At 43.4% G+C, this 22,999-nt stretch carries 18 protein-coding genes and 1 tRNA gene; 15 read left to right on the top strand and 4 right to left on the bottom strand.

Annotated features, from left to right (window positions below):
- The first annotated feature begins 389 nt into the window (after positions 1 to 389).
- The 6 genes from sppA to BQ7489_RS01025 all read left to right on the top strand — a co-directional run bounded on the left by sppA (position 390) and on the right by BQ7489_RS01025 (position 6,831).
- Entirely contained in the window at positions 390 to 2,159 is a 1,770-nt protein-coding gene (gene sppA, locus BQ7489_RS01050; protein ID WP_072529681.1) for a signal peptide peptidase SppA, read from the top strand.
- Between the two features lie 3 nt (positions 2,160 to 2,162).
- Positions 2,163 to 3,269 carry a tetraacyldisaccharide 4'-kinase gene (gene lpxK, locus BQ7489_RS01045; RefSeq protein WP_072529680.1) on the top strand — a complete coding sequence of 369 codons (1,107 nt, stop codon included), beginning with the start codon at positions 2,163 to 2,165 and terminating at the stop codon, positions 3,267 to 3,269.
- A complete protein-coding gene (locus tag BQ7489_RS01040; RefSeq protein ID WP_072529679.1) occupies positions 3,226 to 4,035 on the top strand; it encodes a purine-nucleoside phosphorylase in 810 nt (269 codons plus the stop codon). The genes lpxK and BQ7489_RS01040 overlap by 44 nt, the downstream gene beginning before the upstream one ends.
- Positions 4,036 to 4,040: 5 nt before the next feature.
- On the top strand, positions 4,041 to 5,081 hold the full coding sequence (thiL, locus tag BQ7489_RS01035) for a thiamine-phosphate kinase (RefSeq protein ID WP_072529678.1): 1,041 nt from the start codon (positions 4,041 to 4,043) through the stop codon (positions 5,079 to 5,081).
- Between the two features lie 195 nt (positions 5,082 to 5,276).
- Positions 5,277 to 5,349, top strand: a tRNA-Phe gene (locus tag BQ7489_RS01030).
- Between the two features lie 243 nt (positions 5,350 to 5,592).
- Entirely contained in the window at positions 5,593 to 6,831 is a 1,239-nt protein-coding gene (locus BQ7489_RS01025; RefSeq protein ID WP_072529677.1) for a site-specific integrase, read from the top strand.
- Between the two features lie 471 nt (positions 6,832 to 7,302).
- Here BQ7489_RS01025 and BQ7489_RS01015 read toward each other — a convergent pair whose 3' ends face one another.
- From BQ7489_RS01015 to BQ7489_RS01005, 3 genes are all read right to left on the bottom strand, one after another.
- Positions 7,303 to 8,325 (bottom strand): Fic family protein, encoded by a 1,023-nt coding sequence (locus BQ7489_RS01015; RefSeq protein ID WP_072529675.1) that lies wholly within the window; start codon positions 8,323 to 8,325, stop codon positions 7,303 to 7,305.
- A 163-nt stretch (positions 8,326 to 8,488) separates the two neighbouring features.
- Entirely contained in the window at positions 8,489 to 8,794 is a 306-nt protein-coding gene (locus BQ7489_RS01010; protein ID WP_072529674.1) for a helix-turn-helix domain-containing protein, read from the bottom strand.
- 41 nt (positions 8,795 to 8,835) lie between these two features.
- Positions 8,836 to 9,156 (bottom strand): helix-turn-helix domain-containing protein, encoded by a 321-nt coding sequence (locus BQ7489_RS01005; protein ID WP_083580420.1) that lies wholly within the window; start codon positions 9,154 to 9,156, stop codon positions 8,836 to 8,838.
- Positions 9,157 to 9,610: 454 nt separating this feature from the next.
- Here BQ7489_RS01005 and BQ7489_RS01000 point away from each other — a divergent pair, with 454 nt between their 5' ends.
- The 8 genes from BQ7489_RS01000 (at position 9,611) to BQ7489_RS00965 (ending at position 20,271) form a co-directional block, all read left to right on the top strand.
- Positions 9,611 to 10,075, top strand: a complete 465-nt coding sequence (locus BQ7489_RS01000; RefSeq protein ID WP_072529673.1) for a DUF3408 domain-containing protein — start codon at positions 9,611 to 9,613, stop codon at positions 10,073 to 10,075.
- A gap of 228 nt (positions 10,076 to 10,303) precedes the next feature.
- Entirely contained in the window at positions 10,304 to 10,678 is a 375-nt protein-coding gene (locus tag BQ7489_RS00995) for a plasmid mobilization protein (RefSeq protein ID WP_072529672.1), read from the top strand.
- Entirely contained in the window at positions 10,675 to 11,604 is a 930-nt protein-coding gene (locus BQ7489_RS00990; RefSeq protein ID WP_072529671.1) for a relaxase/mobilization nuclease domain-containing protein, read from the top strand. The genes BQ7489_RS00995 and BQ7489_RS00990 overlap by 4 nt, the downstream gene beginning before the upstream one ends.
- A gap of 49 nt (positions 11,605 to 11,653) precedes the next feature.
- Entirely contained in the window at positions 11,654 to 12,421 is a 768-nt protein-coding gene (locus BQ7489_RS00985; RefSeq protein ID WP_072529670.1) for a hypothetical protein, read from the top strand.
- A gap of 4 nt (positions 12,422 to 12,425) precedes the next feature.
- A complete protein-coding gene (locus tag BQ7489_RS00980; RefSeq protein WP_072529669.1) occupies positions 12,426 to 13,628 on the top strand; it encodes a site-specific integrase in 1,203 nt (400 codons plus the stop codon).
- Positions 13,629 to 13,883: 255 nt separating this feature from the next.
- A complete protein-coding gene (locus BQ7489_RS00975; protein WP_072529668.1) occupies positions 13,884 to 14,918 on the top strand; it encodes a restriction endonuclease subunit M in 1,035 nt (344 codons plus the stop codon).
- The gene (locus BQ7489_RS00970; RefSeq protein WP_072529667.1) at positions 14,915 to 18,868 is read left to right on the top strand and encodes an Eco57I restriction-modification methylase domain-containing protein; all 3,954 of its coding nucleotides are present in this window, start codon (positions 14,915 to 14,917) and stop codon (positions 18,866 to 18,868) included. Before BQ7489_RS00975 ends, BQ7489_RS00970 begins: the two co-directional genes overlap by 4 nt.
- A gap of 179 nt (positions 18,869 to 19,047) precedes the next feature.
- A complete protein-coding gene (locus tag BQ7489_RS00965; RefSeq protein WP_083580418.1) occupies positions 19,048 to 20,271 on the top strand; it encodes an SIR2 family protein in 1,224 nt (407 codons plus the stop codon).
- Here the strand turns inward: BQ7489_RS00965 and BQ7489_RS00960 are convergent.
- A complete protein-coding gene (locus tag BQ7489_RS00960; protein ID WP_072529666.1) occupies positions 20,237 to 21,400 on the bottom strand; it encodes an IS4 family transposase in 1,164 nt (387 codons plus the stop codon). The two genes, BQ7489_RS00965 and BQ7489_RS00960, sit on opposite strands and share 35 nt — an antisense overlap.
- A 139-nt stretch (positions 21,401 to 21,539) precedes the next feature.
- Here BQ7489_RS00960 and BQ7489_RS00955 point away from each other — a divergent pair, with 139 nt between their 5' ends.
- Positions 21,540 to 22,964 carry a TPR end-of-group domain-containing protein gene (locus tag BQ7489_RS00955; RefSeq protein ID WP_072529665.1) on the top strand — a complete coding sequence of 475 codons (1,425 nt, stop codon included), beginning with the start codon at positions 21,540 to 21,542 and terminating at the stop codon, positions 22,962 to 22,964.
- Positions 22,965 to 22,999 lie beyond the last annotated feature (35 nt).

The following is a 22,999-nucleotide window of genomic DNA, read 5'->3' as shown; positions in this document are numbered from 1 at the left end:
CGCTTCGGGTATCTCCATTCTCTGTACAGACAGCATTGCGAAAGCTTATGCTGCCTTTGAAAATTGATAATCTAGTAGTATAGATAACCAGATCGGATTTCCAGACACCTGAATATACGTTGGCAAACTGGACGATTTTGAATTTCAAGGCCTGTGCCTGCACGTATTGTATAAGGAGTGATTCCTTAGTTATAATTAAAGTATTGGGACTATTCTGATTTACCAACAATTAACAGACCGTAAATTTCCGTGCTTGTTATCAGCAACTTAATATGTGTTTTAAACCGACTAATGCCGATTCTTTTTAAATTTAGCGGTAAAATTTACCAAAGTATTGATTGAAAATGAATAATTTTGTATAATTACATAAACTAAATGCAACACGTATCATGAAAGACTTTTTTAAGTACACCCTTGCGACGGTTCTGGGACTGATAGTAGCCGGAATCATTTTTACGGTTATCGGTATCGCCAGCCTGGCCGGCATGATTGCCTCTACATCCGGTTCCGAAACTGTGGTAAAAGATAATTCCATATTCGTGCTCGATTTGAGCGGGACGGTGGAAGAACGGTACCAGTCCAGTCCGATAGACCAGCTGATGGGCGACAGGATCAATACCAGCGGACTGGATGACATCCTGGCTTCCATCCGTAAGGCAAAAGACGATGAAAAGATAAAGGGTATTTACCTGAATGCAGGCGCTCTGGCCTGCTCACCGGCTTCGCTGGAAGCAATCCGTAACGCCTTGCTCGATTTCAAGGAAAGCAAGAAATTCATTGTAGCCTATGGCGGCGCCTATACGCAAAGTACTTACTACCTCGCATCGGTAGCCGACAAGATAGCGGTCAACCCTTCCGGTTCCATCGGATGGCACGGACTGGCATCACAGACCATGTTCCTGAAAGACCTGCTTGACAAGCTGGGAATCGAAATGCAGATTTTCCGCGTAGGAACCTACAAGTCGGCTGTAGAGCCTTTCATCGGTACGGAAATGAGTGAAGCCAACCGCGAACAGACCCAGGCATTCCTGAACTCCATCTGGGGACAGATTGTGAACGGCGTATCGGTATCGAGAAACATTCCTGCAGATTCATTGAACTCCATGGCCGACAGAAACATGGACCTGCAGCCTGCCGGAACCTATGTACAGACCGGCCTGGCCGATACACTGATGTACAAGGACCAGGTGCTGGCTTACCTGAAAGAGCTGACAGAATGCGAAGAGGACGACAACCTGAACACACTCGACCTGGAAGACATGATCAACGTAAAACGCAACGTACCGAAAGACAAGAGCGGGAACATCATAGCCGTCTATTATGCCTATGGAGAGATCGACGGTTCCACATCATCCATGAATGATGAAGGCATCAACTCGGAAAAAGTGATCAAGGACCTCCGCAAACTGCGTGAAGACGAAAATGTGAAAGCTGTGGTATTCCGTGTCAACTCTCCGGGCGGAAGTGCTTACGGCTCGGAACAGATCTGGCGCGAAGTGTCCCTGCTGAAAGAAAAGAAACCGGTAGTGGTTTCCATGGGCGACTATGCAGCTTCGGGCGGCTACTACATTTCCTGCGCAGCCGACTGGATCGTGGCCGAACCTACTACACTGACAGGTTCCATCGGCATCTTCGGCTATGTACCGAATACGGAAAAGCTGGTAACCGGCAAACTGGGGCTTCATTTCGATGTAGTCAAGACCAACAGACTGGCCGATATGGGTGACATTACCCGTCCGTTTACAGAAGACGAAAAAGCCCTGATGCAGAACATGGTGAACAAGGGTTACGAACTCTTTACCAAACGCTGTGCCGACGGACGTAACATACCCATTGACGAGCTGAAAAAGATAGCCGAAGGCCGTGTATGGACAGGAAGCATGGCAAAAGACCTGAAGCTGGTAGACGAACTGGGCGGTATTGACAAAGCAATGGACGAAGCCGTGAAACGCGCAGGCATCGAAAACTATACGGTAGTAAGCTATCCGGAGCCGGGCAACTTCCTTACCAGTCTGCTGGAAACCAAGGCCGACAACTACATCAACGGACGGCTGGAAGAAAATTTCGGTGAATATTACGAAGGCTTCAAGTTCCTGAAAAACCTCAAGGATGCCGACCGCCTGCAGGCACGTATGCCGTTTATGCTGACTATCAACTAAGACATGGGCCAGAAAAAACCGATAAAGATTTATCAGGGACTGCAACCTTTTGCATTCCTTTTCAGAATAGGCGTGAGTGTACGCAACTACCTTTTCGACAAGGGAGTGCTGCACTCACGCACATTCCCTGTGCCCGTAATCTGCGTAGGAAACATAACGGTGGGCGGAACAGGGAAAACCCCACATACGGAATACCTCATCCGCCTGCTCAAAGACCAGTATCAGGTAGCCGTATTGAGCAGAGGATACAAACGTAAGTCGAAAGGATTCGTGCTGGCAAAACCGGGTACACCCATGCCCGAAATTGGAGACGAACCTTACCAGATGGCACACAAGTTCCCGTACATCTACATGGCTGTAGACCGTGACCGCTGCCACGGAATCGGAAAGCTGACCGACGGACAGACCACCCCAGGCGTAGGTGTAATCATTCTGGACGATGCTTACCAGCACCGCTACGTAAAGGCCGGACGGACCATCCTTCTAATCGATTACAACCGCCCCATCTGGCAGGACTGCATGCTTCCGGCCGGCCGGCTGAGAGAACCTCAACAAGGCAAACGGAGGGCCGACATCATCATTGTAAGCAAATGCCCGCCCTACCTAAGCCGGGAAGAACAGAAGGAGCTCCGCCGGAATATCTCCCCCTCTTCACACCAACAGCTCTATTTCACTACACTGAGCTATGGCAAGCTGCAGCCCCTGTTTGTCAACGAGGCCGAAAGAGCTCTCGACTCGCTCCTGGCCGATGAACACATCCTGCTGGTAACCGGTATCGCCTCTCCTGCAGCCATTATCAGCCGGTTGAAGGAACATACCGCACACATCGGGACCCTCACCTTTGCCGACCATCACGACTTCAGTGAGGCCGACCTGCAACGGATTGAGAAAGAATTCGATGCACTTCCTCCAAAGAAGCTCATCATTACTACCGAAAAGGATGCAGCCCGCCTGCTCAACCACCCTGCGGTAAGCGGAAAGCTCAAGCCCTACATTTACGTACTTCCCGTAAGCGTAGAATTTCTGAATAAAGAAGAACAGATGTTTAACCAAAATATAATTGAGTATGTTAGAGAAAATTCAAGAGACAGCAGCCTTCCTGAAGGCTAAAATGCACACTCACCCGGAAACCGCCATCATCTTGGGTACAGGCCTGGGAAGTTTGGTACACGAAATTACCGAGAAATACGAAATCAACTATGCCGATATTCCGAATTTCCCGGTATCAACCGTTGAAGGACATAGCGGCAAGCTGATTTTCGGCAAACTGGGCAACAAGGATATCATGGCCATGCAGGGCCGTTTCCATTTCTATGAAGGCTATTCCATGAAAGAAGTGACCTTCCCGGTGCGAGTAATGCGCGAACTGGGTATCAAGACCCTGTTTGTATCGAATGCGGCCGGAGGTACGAATCCCGACTTCGAAATCGGCGACCTGATGATCATAACCGACCATATCAACCTTTTCCCCGAACATCCGCTACGCGGCAAGAACATTGAATACGGACCACGTTTCCCGGATATGAGCGAAGCCTATTCCAAGGAACTCATAGCCAAAGCACTTGAAATAGCCAAGGAAAAAGGTATCAAGGTACAGCAGGGAGTTTACCTGGGTACCCAAGGACCGACTTTCGAGACTCCGTCGGAATACAAGATGTTCCACATACTGGGGGCCGATGCGGTAGGCATGTCGACCGTACCCGAAGTAATTGTAGCCAACCATTGCGGCATCAAGGTATTCGGGGTATCGGTCATCACCGACCTGGGCGTGGAAGGCAAGATAGTGGAAGTATCGCACGAAGAAGTACAGAAGGCAGCCGACGAGGCGCAGCCGCGTATGACAACCATCATGAGAGAACTTATCAATAGAGCGTAAAGAATATGCACGAAGGAAACAGAACAGAAATATCAACCCTGGGGGAATTCGGACTGATCAAACATCTGACTGAAGATATCAAGCCCGAAAACAAGGAAACGAAATACGGAATAGGCGATGACGCAGCCGTTCTGGAATTTCCGGGACAGCAGGTACTGGTAACCACCGACCTGCTCATGGAAGGTGTACACTTCGACCTGGTATATACCCCACTCAAACATCTGGGCTACAAATCGGCAATGGTCAACCTGTCGGACATCTATGCCATGAACGGAACCCCGAAACAGATAACCGTATCGCTGGCCGTATCCAAACGTTTCTGCATAGAAGACCTGGAAGACTTTTATGACGGAGTGAAACTGGCCTGCCAGCGTCACCATGTAGACATTGTAGGCGGTGACACCACTTCATCGGTAACAGGGCTGGCCATTTCCATCACCTGCATCGGCGTAGCCGACAAAGACAAAGTGGTTTACCGTAACGGGGCCAAGGAAACCGACATCATCTGCGTGAGCGGCGACCTTGGAGCAGCTTATATGGGCCTCCAGCTGATGGAACGGGAAAAGGCCGTATTCCAGGGAGAAAAAGACGTACAGCCCGACTTTGCCGGTAAGGAATACCTGCTGGAACGCTTCCTGAAACCGGAAGCACGCCGCGACATCATCGAGGAACTGGCCGAAGCCGGCATCAAACCTACCGCCATGATGGACATCTCCGACGGACTTTCATCGGAACTGATGCACATCTGTTCACAAAGCAACACCGGATGCCGCGTTTACGAAGAACGCATCCCTATCGACTATCAGACAGCTGTCATGGCCGAAGAGTTCAACATGAACCTTAGTACCTGCGCCTTGAATGGAGGTGAAGACTACGAACTGCTCTTCACTGTTCCCCTCACCGACCACGACAAGGTATCGGAGTTGAAGGATATAAAGGTGATAGGCTACATTACCAAACCCGAACTGGGCTGTGCCCTGGTAACCCGCGACGGCAATGAACTGGAGCTGAAAGCCCAAGGCTGGAATCCGCTGAAACAAGACTGAGACCTGATTTCTTCATAGAAATTCCTCAAATAATAAACGCTGTCCAGAACCACTGAAAGGAGGTTTTGAACAGCGTTCATTATTTTGTTGATAACTTTTTATCATAAAATCAGGGAAAAAGTTTGGCAGTTCGAATATTTTGTCTACCTTTGCATCCGCAAACGAGAAACAACGCATGCAAAGACATAGCAGAATGGTGCCATAGCTCAGATGGTAGAGCAAAGGACTGAAAATCCTTGTGTCCCCGGTTCGATTCCTGGTGGCACCACTTTGAAGAAAAGCAAAAGACAGTAAAATCCTGATTTCCAAGCGAAATCGGGATTTTTTGTTTTCCCCAGGCACGCAAAAAACGGCAGAATATTACCGTTCGAGGTGGAGCAAAAGGTGGAGATAAAAGGTGGAGCAAAAATCTCCACCGAATTAGGCTCTTTTTCACTGATTGTCAATATTTTGCATAGCAAGAAAACGGGTTCGGTTTCCTACTTTTGTACAAACTAAAAACTGTAGGAAAATGAAAAGAAGTTCATTCAATGTGCTTTTCTTCTTGAAGAAGACCAAGCTGCTAAAAAACGGAGAAGCATCCGTGTGTATGCGTATCACTGTAGATGGTACGCGAGTTGAAAACAACATCCGCAAAAGCATTGATCCGTCTCTCTGGAGTCAGGCAAAGGAATCCGCCAGAGGCAAAAGCCGCAAATCATGCGATCTGAATGCCTATATCGAAAATGCGAGAATCAAATTACATCAGATTTTTTGTGAACTGGAAGAACAGAACCAGCCTATAACAGCGCGTCTGTTGCAGGAAATATTTTTCGGACAAGACAAAGAACCGGAAGCGGTCCGCACCCTCATTGGCACCATGCAGGAACACAATGACCAATGCCGTGCCCTGGTCGGTAAAGACTACGCCCTGATTACCGTTCGCCGTTATGAAAGCTGTAAGCGCTATCTTGCCGAACTTATCAGACAGAAATACGGAAAGGATGACCTGCCGCTGGCGGAAGTCAACGGTGAGCTGGTACGTGCCTTTGAATTTTATCTGAAAACGGAAAAGGAATGTCAGCAGAATACCGTCATCCGTTATATGAAGTGTCTGAAGAAGATTACCAATCTGGCACTGGCCAATGAATGGATAGCCAAAGACCCGTTTATCGGTATCAAATTCCACGAAAAAGAAGTAATCCGTGAGTTTCTTACCATGGACGAACTGCTGACTATCTACCACAAGGAGTTTCCTCTGGACCGAATCACCGTAGTCCGTGATGTTTTTATTTTCGCTGCCTTTACTGGTTTGGCTTTCATCGACGTGCAACAGCTTTCGCCTGAGCATATCGTAAAAGACAACAACGGAAACCTGTGGATCAGGAAGCCACGTCAGAAAACAAAGAACATGTGTAACATTCCGCTGCTGGATATTCCTTTGGAAATCCTGAGAAAATATGCAGATTATCCTGCCTGCAAAAAGAAAGGAGTATTACTGCCTGTCCCCTGCAATCAGAAGATGAACAGCTACCTGAAAGAGATCGCCGACCTATGTCAGATAAAGAAGAATTTGACGACACATACAGCACGTCACTCATACGCCACATCTGTCTGTTTGGCCAATGGAGTAAGCATTGAGAATGTAGCCAAAATGCTCGGTCACTCCAATATCAAGATGACGCAGCACTATGCAAGGGTACTCGACAGTTCCATTCTGAAAGATATGAATAATGTAAGGGATGTACTTTCAGGCAATCTTTCTCGTTAATAGCAGTTCATTCAAACAATTCAGAAATTATGAATCATTCTATCATACGGATAATAAGCCGCAAATTCTGCGGTTAATTATCCGTATGAATATCTTAACAGCTTTAGCCTCAACCTCCAAATCATAAGAAACGCCCATCAGTCGCCTATTTCCTCGCCGTCCATGGAAGTTAGTACAGACTCTCTTGAAAGCGAAAAGGTCTGGCGGCTATGCCGTTTCGGGCAGAATCTTCCTCCTTCAGAGCGTATTCAGCCCGAAAACCTTTTCCCTTTCACGTCTGTACAATGAACGCCGACGGCAGCGGAAACAAGCGACTGACGGAAAAGTCAGAAAATTAAAAAGTAAAACAACATATAGATGGAAATTAAAATCACGTCCAATTCTATATGCCGTTTTCATCACTTAAAGAAGGATATTTTTTAGAAACACAATAAAATGGGCAGGCGGCAAACTGCGCTCCCTCCAGAAAAATCAATCCGTTTTTTCTACAACCTGCCAGTGTCCACCTTTATCCGGTCCGACACGCTTGAGTATTCCCTCTGCCTTCATCTTGGCAATATGCTTTTCCACAGCTTTAGGGGTTATGCCTATCCGCTCGGCAAGGGCAGCTGCACTTAGTGAATTGTCTTGAGATAGCAGAGCAATAATTTTCTCCCTACTTTTCACCTTTTTCTTCCTACTTTCTGTCAGTTTCTCCCCACTCTCCGGAATATCTTCAATGGATTTACGATAAATTTCAATGTCATGAGTAAGATTCTTCACCATAGTGGCAGTCATAAAATTCCGGAATATACTTAAATCTTCATTTTCCCGGGTTTCCACCAATGCTTTGATGTATTCCTCCTTATCATCCTTAAGGATTTTGGTAGGAATCAATCCAAACTCAAATTGAAGCATGTTCATTACAAGACGTGCCATTCTGCCGTTACCATCAGCCCACGGATGTATAGTCACCAAATGATAATGGGTATCAAAACTTAGCTCGTATAATTGTGCAACACTTTTGCTTGCATAATTTTTTCGTTCTTGATTCAGCCAATTGCAAAATTCCGAGAGTTTTACCGGGACTTTACTGTAATTCATATACGATTTGCCTCCAACTCCTGCCGTAACATTCAACAGGCGTAAGTCTCCCTGTGCAGATGAGAAATCTCCCAATGCAGTCTTATACTCCTGTCCGGTATTTTTCATGACAAGAGCAGAGAGACTTTTCAATAAATCAATAGTGATATCAGTATGTGCATGAGCTAGTTTTATGGCAGTCTCATAAGCGTTTTTAAGATCAAGGTTCATGTTCTGCTCTGTGATACTTTTCCCTTTCAGGCTGATTCCCTGGTCGAACATGATTTGATTTTCAAGCTCTGTTATAGTCGATCCCTCGATGGCCGTGGAATGAGTAATGAGTGAATACAAATAGAACTTGTCATAATCTATCTGCTTGTCTATTTCCAATTCCCGATAAAGGGAAATCAATTTTTCAAGTTCGGTTTGCATATTATCTTCTATTTTTCACAAATATATATTTTTCTCCCTACTTCTCATTATTTTCTCCCTACTTTATTTGCTTTTCTCCCCACCTTTTGCAATAAAACAAATAGAATCTGCATCACCTACCTGTTTGATAAGTGATACAGATTCCAATAGAGTGATACCGATTTTATTCATTAAGCCGATACGCCTCCTTGTACCCATTCATCAGTGTCTTTTCTATGTCGGAAGCCCGGTAGAGAATCTTGCCGCCCACCTGTGTGTAAGGCAGAATGCCGTTGTTGCGGTAGTCCTGCAAGGTTCTCCGGCTCACTTTCAACAGGTATGCCACTTCCTTGTCCGTCAGCAGTTCATCGCCATAGGCAGACGGTTGCCGTTTCTCCAACAACTTTTCGAGCAGGGCCAGCAGCCTGTCGAAATTCGAGTGGAACGCCTTTACCCACTCATGGTCCTTTTCTCTGATTTCATTACTCATACGCGTTTGATATTGGTTTATACATTATTCTTGAAACTCACTCAAATGGTCTTGCCTTTCCAACGGGCTTCCTTGCGTTTGTCCTCCACGTTGCCGACTACCCGTTCCACATCGTCAGGACGGTAATAAGTTCGGTTTCCGATTTTTGTAAAGGCCAGCGTCCCGTTATCCCTCAGGGTCTGCAAGGTTCTCGGACTGATACGCAACCTGCGGCAGACCTCATGGTTGTCCATCCATTCACTTGTTCCCTTCCCGCCGTGTTCACGGCACAGATTTTCCACCCGCTGCACGAAGCGATCCAGCTTGGCAGCTATTTCCTCGAAAGTCCTTTTTTCAAAGCTGATGATTTCCATTGTCTTCATTATTTTCTGTTAAACATATATTCTAAATTCCAGAACAGAACAGATCCTTTACAACCGATATTCCATCATGAATCATCGTCCAATTCTCGGCAGGAAATGTGACCGTTTATCCCTGTTCCCACTGCAAATAAAAGCAGTAGGAATCACACTGCAATGGATTTTCAGACCGGTGACGATGCGTTACCCGGAATGACATCATGTTACATATCAACCGCATACAATGAGCCTTCTTCATAAACGGAATCCGCTTGAACAATCCGGTATGGAAGAATCACTCCGGCAAGTCACGGCAGGCAGCACCGACCACCCAATCTATATTGTGCATAGGGTAACATAATTGCTACAGCATCTCCATTTGCTTGATTCTGTTTACTATACACACTTCCTTTGCTCACGACAACAAGTCAAGGTGCGCACCGAGACCAGTGAGTAAACCGATTAAAATCAAAAATGTATGGTAACAAAAAAGAAATTGACCAAAGAAGAATGGGAGGCCATGACAGGTACGGACATGTCATTCATACTCCCGTCAGATGGCAGCATTGAAACTGCCATGGAATCATCCTTGAATGATATAGGAAAAGAGAAGTCAGAAAGGACGGTAGAACTGACCGACACCACATCCGAGAACCAGGAACTGTCAACCGGAAAAGAGGAAGCCATTCCCGCGTCTCAGCGACGTATAAGCAGTAGACAGAGAAAACTATCTCTGGACGAATACCGGAAAACCTTTCTTCAGGTTCCGAGAATCGAAGACCGCAAGCCCGTGTTTGTTAGCGGCGAGGTACGTGACAGGCTGGACGAGTTTGTCCGCAGGTTGGGAGGACGCAAAATGAGCGTTTCCGGACTGCTTGAGAATATTGCTCGGCAGCATCTTGAAATCTATTCGGAAGATTTCGAGCAGTGGCGAAAGCTGTGATATTTTCAGGAATGACCGACTTGCTTACTGACTCCAGTCATTACTGTATTCAGACAGTCCGCAGTCGACCAGAGGGAGTAACGGACAAAACTTCAGTTTTGGGAGTTAGCGAGGTTATCTTTCGGGCATCCCGAAAACCTCGCTCCACTCCCGAAGAGTGGAGGCAATCCGCTCCCGGTGGTCGCAGATTGTGAGAAAAAGAATAATCAGAAATCAAACGAAGAAAATATGAATGACAGAAAGAAAAACAGACCGAGAGGACGCCCCAGAGTAAGCGGAGTGTGCAAACTCAGCAAAGCCGTTACAGTGAAATTCTCCAAGATAGACTATGAACGGTTGTGCCGACGCAGCAGGCAGGCTAACCTCACGCTGGCGGAATACCTCCGCGTATCAGCCTTTGAGACGACGATAACGACCAGGCACTCTGCCGAGGAGACTGCCTTCATACGCAGCCTTACGGGTATGGCGAACAACCTGAACCAACTGACCCGTCTGTCCCATCAGGCCGGATTCCACCGTACCCAAAGGACGGTGACAGAACTCCTGCAGAAGCTCAAGGAGATTATTGTCCGGTATAGGTACGGAGAAAGGAGGCCGTCATGATTGGCAAGATCAAGAAAGGGAAATCCTTCGGCGGCTGTATCCGTTATGTGATGGGCAAGGACAACGCGGAAATCATCGACTCCGACGGCGTACTGCTGGAAAATATCAGGGAAATAACGGCCAGTTTCAACTACCAGCGTGAACTTAATCCGAAGATAAAACAGCCTGTCGGGCATATCGCATTGAGCTTCAAGCCGGAGGACAAGGCACTGCTGACAGATGAATTTATGGCTAAAATAGCTCGGGAATACATGGAGTTGATGGGGATAAAAAACACTCAGTTTATTCTGGTAAGACACCATAACACGGACAATCCGCACTGCCACCTGGTCTATAACCGCATCGGGTATGACGGCAAGGTAATCTCTTCCCAAGGCGATTACAAGCGTAACGAAATCACCACAAAACTGCTTAAGGACAAGTACGGTCTGACATACGCCGAGGACAAGGGCAAGACTAACGTGGAGAAACTCCATGCTTCGGAACGTGTGAAATACGAAATCTTCAATGCCGTCAAGGCAGCTTTGAAGCACTCCAAAACATGGAAAGAGTTCAACGATTATCTGCTTCGCCGGGGCATCAGGCTGGAATTTGTAAAGCGGACCAGGGAGATAAAAAAGCCGGAGGACATACAGGGAATCCGATTCACCAAGGACGGGCAGACCTTCAAGGCTTCACAAATCAGCCGAGAGTTCAGCTTTGCCAGACTGAATGTCCGGTTGGGTTGGAAGACTTCTGAATCCCAACAGGAATCCGAACGTAAGGTGCAGCAAATGATACCGGACAGAGGCCATCTTCTCGAAAGTACGGGACTTGGACTGTTCAGTTCTACAAACGGTACCGCTCCCGAAGAACCGTTGCCTCAGGAAGAACTCTTGCGCAGACGCAGGAAGAAGCGACAAAAAAGGAAAGGTTTCGGATTGTAGTCCGTCCTTTCCCATTCAAATTATTCATGAACATTAAAATTGCAGGAATATGAAATTGGAAGAATATATCGAGAGCATCTTCGGATGCCTGGAAAGAATCGAGAACAAAATCAACGGGCTATCCACTCCCTTGTTGGAAGGTAACAGCCCGACAGTTAATAACACACAGGATGAGTCCGTGCTGAATGAAGTCCGGAATGGTCATGAGACATTCCGTAAATTGTTGGCTCGCGTGTACGAAGGTCTTGCCGCCATCAAGAACGATATGGTTTCCATGGACAGGAAAAACTCGTCACAGGAAAGACTTGGACAGGTCTTGTCAGAAATGCATAATGAACAGCGGCAGAACCAGGAGAAAGTGGAAACCCTGTTTTGTGAGACCAATGACACAATCAGAAAGAATGCCGTTAAGACAAGCAACATCAACCATCATTTCAGCCTGAGCTTGGAATCCCCGTACATACTAGGGAACTTTTCCGTGATGTTTGCGGCAGTCGTGGCCCTGTCCGTGGCTCTCTATTTTTCGACGAGAACAGATAACGAGCAGGCTGATAATGATCTGAAGTACCGTTATGTCAAGATGAAAGGAGAGGCTACTCCCGAGCAACTCGTGGAACTTGAGAGCCTCTTCGGGCCGAACCGGGATAACGAACGGATAGAACAGATGCGTGAGGACGTGGAAGCCTACGAGGAAGCGGTACGGAAACAGGCCACCCTGACCGAGCAGGCACGGCTGAAGGAACAGGCCGCGAGAGAACTGGACAGCAAGGCGAAGTCCATCAAGGACAAGTCTATTACGGATGAACCTAAAAAGTAAGCCCATGGCCAGTGTGAAAGTGAAATTCAGACCTTCCACCATAGAGGGTAAGGAAGGTACCATCTATTATCAGATTATCCAGAACCGTGTAATCCGTCAGTTAAAGACGGATTACCGGATATTTACAGATGAATGGAACGAAGCTGGAAGCTGTATCATTGCCGGTAGTTCAGAACGAAGTAATCTGCTCCTTTCCTTGCAGGAACGCATGGAGTGTGACTTGAAGCGGCTGGACATGATTATCCGACAACTGGATAACCGGAAAGCCGGATATACGGCAGATGATATTGTCGCTTCTTTTCAAAGCAATACAGAGGGACAGTCGTTTTTCAACTTCATGCAAGGCATCATAGCCCGTCTAAAACAGATGGGCAAGATACGCACTGCTGAAAATTATTCCTGCACTCTGAAAAGTTTCATGCAGTTCAGAGGAGACAGGGATATTCTGTTGTCTGAAATCGATTCGGACTTGATGCAGCTTTATGAAGCCTATCTTCATGGAAAAGGTGCCGTACGGAATACCAGTTCGTTCTACATGCGTATTCTTCGGGCAGTATATAACCGTGCCTTGGAAAAGGAACTGATGGAACAGCGCAATCCTTTCAGGCATGTCTATACGGGAGTGGACAAGACCGTCAAGCGTGCCGTTCCCTTATCCGCCATCAAGCGTATGAAGAATCTGGATCTATCCTTACAGCCTAATCTGGAATTTGCAAGGGACATGTTCCTGTTCAGTTTCTATACCCGTGGCATGTCGTTCATTGATATGGCTCACCTGAAAAAGAAAGATCTTCAGAACGGATTCTTATCGTATCGCAGACGAAAGACCGGGCAGCAGCTGGTCATCAAGTGGGAAAAATGTATGCAAGAGATTGTCGGCAAAAAACCGGAAGACAGCCTCAGTCCTTATCTTTTGCCGGTATTGAAATATCCTTTTAAGGATACGCACAAGCATTACAGGAATGTCATGTCCGGAATAAACCGAAACCTGAAAGAAATAGCCAGACTGGCCGATATATCCGTCCCTCTGAGCATGTACTGTGCCCGTCATTCATGGGCAAGCGCAGCCAAAGGCAAGAACATTCCGATTTCGGTTATCAGTGAAGGAATGGGACATGACTCCGAGGCGACCACACAAATTTATCTGGCTTCATTGGACAATTCCGTAGTGGACAAAGCCAACGCACAAATTCTGAAAAGTCTGTAGGATTGGAGAACGTTTAGCAAAAGCATTCATTTCTTAGACAGAGGGACTCACTCTTGCGCAAAGTTATACATTTTATTGAAAATCCTGCAATTCCTGTTGTTGGATTTTCATCCGGAAGTTATTGAAATTCAACTGTTGTTTAGCAATCCCACATATAATTCATCAGCAAATCAGCCTTATAGCCTGAAATCTCCCTCTGTCTAAGAAAGACGCAGACACCGGGACTTTCTCTTCCCCTTTACGCACAGAAAGAAGATGGAGAAAACGACCGGAGAAGCCGACATACAGGAGAACAGGCTGAAAGAACTTTCACCCGACTTACTGAATACCTTGCTCAAAGATCATACAACGAGTAAGGAAGGAAAACAGTGTAATATATTCTGGGCTACTTCCGATTATGAACCGCTCGGCAAAGGTTATGAATACGGGTCACAGATCCTTCCTGAACTGATAACCGGAGAGAACGGTCATGTGGTCATGCCCCGTGTCCTGAAACACAGGGATACCCAAAGCACACGTTCCCGGGAAATGGCGGAGGTATTTACTCCGTCCTGGATCTGTAATGCCCAGAACAACCTTATCGATGAAGCCTGGTTTGGCAGAAAGGATGTATTCAACCATGAAGTGACATCTAAAGACGGTACACATTCATGGGAAATCAATCCGGATAAGATTGCTTTTCCTGAAGGCAGGACATGGAAAGACTATGTACAGGAAAACCGGTTGGAAATCACCTGTGGAGAAGCTCCTTATCTGGTAAGCAGGTATGATACGACTACCGGAACATTCATTCCCGTGGAGAAACGTATCGGCCTGCTTGACCGTAAGCTCCGTATCGTCAGTGAGAATACCACGACAACGCGTGAATGGCTGGAGGCAGCGAAGGATGCTTACAGAAGCATCTATGCCTATGAATGGCAGGGTGACAGTCTTCTTCTTGCCCGTGAAGCACTTCTCTTATCCTTCATCGAATATTACCGGAACAAGTTCGGTAAAGATCCGCAAATTAAATCCATCAACCATATAGCCTATATCATCTCCTGGAATGTATGGCAGATGGACGGACTGAAAGGTGTTGTTCCGGACAGTTGTGGAGAACGTGTGCGAATGGAACCGGGCCTGTTCGGTACGATTGAAAGACGGGAACCGTGCGAGGGTTGTCTGAAAAATGACCTGACCAAGCACAACGGCATTTACAGCATTATCAAGGACTGGCGGGCTACAGACAAGGCAACAGGCAAAAAGGGGAAACGAATCCGATTTATCGACCTCATAAATGAAGAAGCATGAGATTCACATCGTCCCTGAAACTAAAACTGATCTATGTGTTCCGTATCAATGATACGGCGCACCGTGGATGCCTGAAGATTGGCGAGGCAACCTGTGAGGATGAAAACGTGTTCGGTCTGTCTCCTAACAGCAAGGCGCTCAATGAAGCGGCAAGAAAGCGTATCAACCAGTACACACAGACGGCAGGTATCGCATACGATCTGCTTTATACGGAACTGACTGTTTACAACCGTGGCGGACTCCGTTCATTCAACGACAAGGAGGTACACAATGTTCTGGAACGTTCCGGCGTCAAAAAGAAAGTCTTCGATACAGTCAACAAAGCCAATGAATGGTTCATCACCGATCTGGAAACCGTCAAGCGTGCCATTGCGGCTGTCAAGGAAGGCCGGAGTTCCCTTTCATCAGCGGAAGTTACCCGGGAATATTCCCCGATTGTATTCCGGCCGGAACAGCAGGAAGCCATCAGCAAGACCAAGAAGCAGTTTAAGAAAGGCAACCAGATGCTCTGGAACGCAAAGATGCGTTTCGGAAAGACCCTTTCTGCTCTGCAGGTTGTCAAGGATATGGAGTTTCAGCGTACCCTGATTCTGACTCATCGTCCTGTGGTGGATGCCGGATGGTTTGAGGATTTCGGTAAGATATTTTACGACCGCAAGGATTTTGCATACGGTTCCAAGAACAACGGGGAAAGTTACGACAGTCTTGAACGGCGGGCAGAAAGCCACGGATTGCATTATGTCTATTTTGCATCCATGCAGGATTTGCGCGGCTCTGAACTTGTGGGTGGTAATTTCGACAAAAACAACGAAGTGTTTGCTACTGATTGGGACCTGATTATCGTGGATGAAGCGCACGAAGGCACCCAGACCGAACTGGGTAAAGCGGTTATGGGAGAGCTGGTCAAGGAACAGACCAAGGTATTGCGCCTTTCAGGTACTCCATTCAACCTGCTGGATGATTTCAAGGAGGATGAAATCTATACATGGGACTATGTGATGGAACAACGGGCCAAGATGAGCTGGGACGAACTCCATTTTGGTGATCCCAATCCGTATGCCTCACTGCCTACACTCAATATCTATACCTACGATTTGGGACGGCTGCTTCATGAATTTGTAGATGAAGATGTTGCCTTTAATTTCAAGGAATTTTTCAGGGTCAATGAATCCGGCAGTTTTTGTCATGAAAAAGACGTGCGGGCTTTTCTGAATCTTCTTACCAAGGAGGACAAGGACAGCCTTTATCCATATGCCAACGAGGAATATAGGAATATTTTCCGCCATACTCTCTGGATGGTGCCCGGCGTGAAGGAAGCACGGGCACTGAGTGCCATGCTCCAGACACATCCGGTGTTCCAGCATTTCAAGGTGGTCAATGTAGCTGGTGACGGTGATCAGGACGAGGAAAGCCGTGATGCCCTGGAAGCCGTGGAAAAGGCTATCGGAAAAGATCCGTATGCTACACGGACCATTACCCTCTCTTGTGGACGGCTAACGACCGGAGTAAGTGTAAAGGCATGGACTGCCGTATTCATGCTGTCCGGTTCTTATAATACAGCTGCATCCAGTTATATGCAGACCATCTTCCGCGTACAGACACCGGCCATCATCAACGGACGGATGAAGGAGCAGTGCTACGTTTTTGATTTTGCTCCGGACCGTACCCTGAAAGTGATAGCCGAAACCGCCAAAATATCGGCTAAAGCCGGAAAAACGTCACAGAGCGACCGCAAGGCCATGGGTGAGTTCATTAATTTTTGCCCTATCATATCCGTCGAAGGTTCCCAGATGAGCCGTTTTGACGTACCTCACATGCTGGAACAGCTGAAACGGGTATATGTGGAACGTGTCGTCCGTAACGGGTTTGAGGACAATAGCTTGTATAATGATGAATTGATGAGGCTGGATGATCTGGAACTGCAGGAGTTCGATAATCTGAAAAAGATTATCGGCCAGACCAAGGCCATGCCCAAGACCAATCAGGTGGATATTAACAATCAGGGACTAAACAACGAGGAGTACGAGGAAAAGGAAAAGCTGGAGAAGAAGCCCAAGAAGGAGCTTACGGAGGAAGAACGGAAACGGCTGGAAGAATTGAAAAAGAAGACCAAGAACCGGGAAGCTGCCATTTCCATACTCCGAGGCATCTCCATCCGTATGCCCCTGTTGATTTATGGTGCGGAACTGAGTGATGAAAATCAGGAAATCACGATTGATAATTTCGCCTCACTCATTGACCCGCAGTCATGGGAAGAGTTCATGCCCAAGGGAGTGACCAAACAGAAATTCAACAGTTTCAAAAAATACTATGATCCGGAAATATTCTGTGCCGCTGGGAAACGAATCCGTGCGATGGCCCGTGCTGCGGACAAACTGAGTATAGAGGAACGTATCGAGAGGATTACGGACATCTTCAGTACTTTCCGTAATCCAGACAAGGAAACGGTGCTTACTCCGTGGCGTGTGGTAAACATGCACCTCGGCGACTGTCTGGGAGGCTATAACTTCTATGACGCGGAGTATCAGAATGTGATTTCTGAACCACGGTTTATAGACAAAGGAGAAGTTACCGCAGAAGTTTTCTCCCCTGAATCCCGTATTCTGGAAATCAATTCCAAATCCGGACTTTATCCGCTCTATGTGGCATACGGCATTTACCGGGCAAGGGTAAAGGCTTCTCTGTTCGCTGTAGAAACGGTAGAGGAGCAGCAGACTGTATGGGACAAGGTCATAGCGGAAAACATCTTTGTCATCTGTAAGACTCCAATGGCTAAGAGTATTACCAAACGTACGCTTGCTGGGTTTCGTAAAGTCAAGACAAATATGTGGGCTCCGGAAGATCTTGTCAACAAGATAAAGAATCAATCAGAATTATTCATTAAAAAAGTACATGATTTAATAGGAAAAGACATGAAGATTAATGCTATAGTCGGTAATCCTCCATACCAAATCAATGATGGAAGTGGTGCATCTGACGATGCTGCAAATCCTATATACCAAATATTTGTACGGATAGCAAAACAGATCAGACCCGAATACTTTTCCCTGATTATGCCTTCAAAATGGATGATTGGAGGAAAAGCTGTTCTCAAACCATTCAGAAAAGAAATGATGGAAGATAAACATATTGCATCCATCTATGATTATGAGGATTCTGGCGAATGCTTTAACGGGCAGCATATAGATGGTGGAATCTGTTATTTTCTTTGGAGTAGGAAACATGATGGGCTTATAAATTATATTTACAAACCTACTAATGAAAAATCTTTTTGTTCTATAAGACCGTTATCGGATGGCAATTCTGATATAATTATTAGAGATAATAGACGACAAAGCATTATTGATAAAGTTTCTAAACTTCAATCATTTAGTCAGATAGTTTCAGCACGTAAACCATTTGGTATTAACACAGACATATTCAATAATAAATCAAATTACCCAGAATACAAACTCAATGACAAACCTTATAAAAATTCGGTTTTATTATGGGGCGTTTATGGTATTAAAGGTGGTGCAAAGCGTATTACCGGGTATATTGATTCCAATGCAATAAAAAAGAACAAACAATGGATAAATAAATATAAATTATTCATATCTAAAGCTTATTCAGCAGATGCTATTGTTCCTCCAGAGATGATAGTGGCACCTCCTGAAGTTGTGTGTAGCGAAACCTTTCTTGTTATAGGCCCTTTTGATAATCAAGAAGAATTGATAAATTGTAAAAAATATATGGAAACTGATTTTTTTAGAATATTATTATTCTTTGGTAGAGGAACAATGCAAGTATCTCAGGAAGTATTTAGATTTATTCCTGTACAAGTTTTTTTAGATAATAGCGATATTAAGTGGAGTAATAATCTTAGTGATATTAATCTCCAATTGTATGCAAAATATCGTTTTACGGATGAAGAAATAAAATTTATTAATAAAATAATAAGACCTGTATAAAAACTACTTGATTGAAGATTTATTATAAAAAATCAATATATAATCCAGAAAAGGGAAATTATTTACCGAACAAAAGAATAAAATAGGAATCTAATACTGAATATTTTGCTATCTTTGAATTGTTAGTCTATAATCAATATGGATTCAGAATTCTATTATTAATCTTTATTTGCATTAGTATGGGAACAAAAGATGATATACTTACTGAACTTAAACACAAAGAGAAAAGTGTAAGCGATTTAATTAGATTTCTAAATATTAGATGTGATGATACCCCCAATTATTCATTATTATTAGGAGCAGGTTGTTCCATTACCTCAGGAATAAAATCAGGAGGGCAACTTATAAATGAATGGAAAAAAGAAATAGCTATTTCTAATAATATACCTGAAGATTCAGACGAATTTAATAAGTTTTTTGAATCTCAGGATTGGTATGATGACAGAAATCCCTACTCATCACTATTTGAAAGACGATATGACTTACAACGTCAACGAAGATCTTTTGTAGAAAATGAAGTGGCAAATAAAAATCCATCTATAGGATATGCTTATTTAGTAAAACTCATAGAACAAAATTATTTTAATGCAGTTTTCACAACTAATTTCGATGATTTATTAAATGAAGCTTTTTATCGTTTTTCTAATGTTAGGCCTGTTGTATGTGCACATGATTCAGCAATATCCAGTATAACAATAACATCTAAACGTCCTAAAATTATAAAGCTTCATGGTGATTATTTATTTGAAGATATTAAAAGTACTTTAAGAGAAACGGAGTCCTTAGAAGGGAACATGAAAAATAAGTTCATAGAATTTTCTAAAGACTATGGACTAATCGTTGTCGGATATGCTGGAAATGATAGATCCATAATGGATATTTTATCGTACTTATTAAAAAAAGAAGAATTCTTCAAGAATGGAATCTATTGGTGTATTAGAAAAGGGGATAAGAATATTTCTGATGAATTGAAGAAATTATTATGGAAGGATAGAGTCTATTTCATACAAATTGATGGATTTGACGAGTTTATGGCTGAACTCAACAAGGAACTTAATAATGGAGCTTTGCCAATCGACAATGCTCTTCTAAGTAGTGAACATCAAATAAATTTAATAAAAAGTTTAACCTCTAATGAATATGTCAAAAAATCAGCTTCTCCAATAATTCAAGAAGATGCTAAAAGATTAAAAAAAATGGTCAGCCATAACTTTTTTGAAGATTTCGTTAAACACTTTGATTTTAAAAGGAATAAAGCAGATGAAACTTCTTATAGAAATCACTTATTTGAATTAAATCAAGAAGAGAAGAATATCTTAAATAAAATAAAAATCATTAGTGTCCCGTTAAAATCGGGACAAATTAATATTAATCAAACAATCCCGGAAAAAGGGAAGAATTGAGTTCTTTGACATCGTTGAAATTAGTCTTATCAAACAGTTCCTTAAGGCATGTTTTGTCCGTAAGAGAAATGCTTAGAATTTGTAGAACTTCATATGTTGACCGTTCCAGTTGCATATCATGTTGCACTATAGCAACAAGGCAATAACTGATAATGGCAGTACTGATTTGGATTCGAACAGCGTTCTCCGTAGTACCCCAAAACTTCTTAATTTTGAGGTGCTGCTTTAGCCATTTGAAGAACAACTCAACCTGCCAGCGGTTTTTATACAGTTCGACGATTTCAAGTGAAGTGAGATGAAAAGCATTGGTAAGAAAGACAAACTCTCTATCCTGATTTTCGTCTCTGTACTTCACTAAGCGCAACCGCTCAGGATACTTCTGCCGAGTGATTATGTCGGTAAGTTCTATTACAGAATCGGTAAGTACATTCTTTGGCAATCTGCGTCTCCATCGGATACATTTAAACTGTAGATTCTTCTTGGCTCTCACCACAAAGAAAGACTCGTGCAAATGTATCTTATAGAGTTCTTTGAAGGCATTGTAACCACGGTCAAACACATAGTAAGACTCTGATTCATAAGGAATATACTTCATTGCTTTTGAATCGTGGACAGATGCTGTAGAGAAGTGGAAGTATGCTGGGACTTGTGCTTCCAAGTCATACAACACATGAGCTTTTACACCACCTTTCTTCTTACGAAACTTGGCCCACCAAAAGATAGACAGACATAAAGGTATTGTCGTAGAATCGAAAGCATACACATGCCCTTTCAACTTAAAAATATCTGTTGCCTGTTTTTTCCGAGCCTGTTCCATCATGAAGAATGCAAAGTCTTCAAAGATGCGGTAATCTCGATTTTGGTTGGCTGAAGCAAATGTCGTTTTAGCAATAGGATTCCGTCCTATTCCAAGATGATAGCATTTGGTATGATGCGCTTCCAGCGCCACGACTACATCGCGTAAACTTTCACGATTACTAAGCTGACCAAACATCAGTGCAAGAAGTTGGTTCCAGCACGTGAATGACTTGACATACCGATTGCCATTGTATTTGTCAACTAAGTGGCGAAACTTATCTTTATCAAGAAATTCTACCAATTGGGCAAAGATATATTTGTTTTTGTTCATATGCAGTCTATCTTATAGACTACAATGTAGCAATTTCAAATCGTCGCACCCTAAAAATGCTTGTAAAAGACTATATTTCAACTATTTCAAAGACCGATTCCCTTTTTTAACGGGACAGTAGTGAATAAAAATCTCATTAATGGAAGATGAGATAGATAAGGCATTAACTATAATAGAAGAGCAAAATATTGAAAAAATAGAAAATCAAATTTTCAAAACTGAGTTATTAGAAATGAAATTATCTGCAATTCATAGTAAAGGATTTGAAAATCAAGATATTTACAAAGAAACTATAGACAAACTTATAGAACTCAATCCTAAAAAAAATGTATATTACTATGACGCAGTAAATTCATTTAATGATATCGATAATAAATTATTGTATATTGATAAAGCCTTGATTTACTACCCTAATGATGACGATTTATACAGATTAAAGGGTAATTTTATGAGCGATTACTACAAAACACTTTTAAATAAGGAAATTTCTAAAATTTCAACTGATGACATATCAAATGCATATATAAAAAGCATAAACTTAGATGGTAGCATATTTAATACCTCATGGGTAAGTTTATGTAAATGGTATAGCTATTTATACACTAATAATACAGAAAAAAAGAAAGAGAAAATATCTGAACTACTAAAAAGATACAAACCGCAAAATAAATATAACCCCAATTATCTAAACGCTGCATATTTTTTTAAAGAATATATAGATGATGATATAAATACTCTATTATCTGAGGGATATGATTTTGCTAAACAATCAGATAACCCTTCTTGGGCAGAAAAATCTTTACTTATTTTAATCCAATCTTTTCTGGATAAAAATAAAGATTTTGAAAAGACAAAAAAATACTTTGATGAATTTGAAAATTTATACAGTCCTTCTTATACATATTTTTTAGAGAAAGCTAAAATATTATCATCTCGATTTGACCGTATAGATGAAGCCATTAAGATTTTAGAAGGTATAGAATATGAATCATCCACAAAAGATAGACTATTAATGAGATTGTACTTAATAAAAAAGCGAGATGAAGATGCTAAGAAAATAGTAAATAATAAGGTCCCTAGTTCAGATTTACTTTACGAGTTTTATTGTGAATCAAACCAATATGATAAGGCTTGCGATTTCATAAAAAAATATTGGCAAAACAACAATATTGAAATAGACGACTTTATTGCTTATTCATTTGCCATGCTAAAATTAGGAAAATACGAAGAAGTTTACGCAGAATTAAAGAAATATTATGATTGCCCAACTACTTGTTTACCAGCAATAGCTATTAATTATTTCATAGCAGAATCCAAAAGTAAAGGGACTAAACCAGATGAAAGGAAAATTAATAATAAAATCTTAGAAAAAAAAGGGATGTATGATAATGACGTAATTGCAGCGGCATATGCATTAATTAATAACAAGAAAGAAGCATTCGACTATCTCAGAAAAGCAATTACTGAGGATACTTTATTGAAATATTCTGTTAGAGATTGGCCTGCTTTCGAACAATATTTTGACGATCCTCAATTTAAGAAGATTGTAGGATTGACTAATTGATCTATAAAATAATATTGTTATCTTTGTCATCGGAA

Source organism: Bacteroides ilei (genome assembly GCF_900128495.1).
Taxonomy (GTDB): Bacteria; Bacteroidota; Bacteroidia; order Bacteroidales; family Bacteroidaceae; genus Phocaeicola; species Phocaeicola ilei.
Note: the sequence above shows the minus strand (reverse complement) of the source record. Positions and strands in the feature narration are given on the sequence as shown.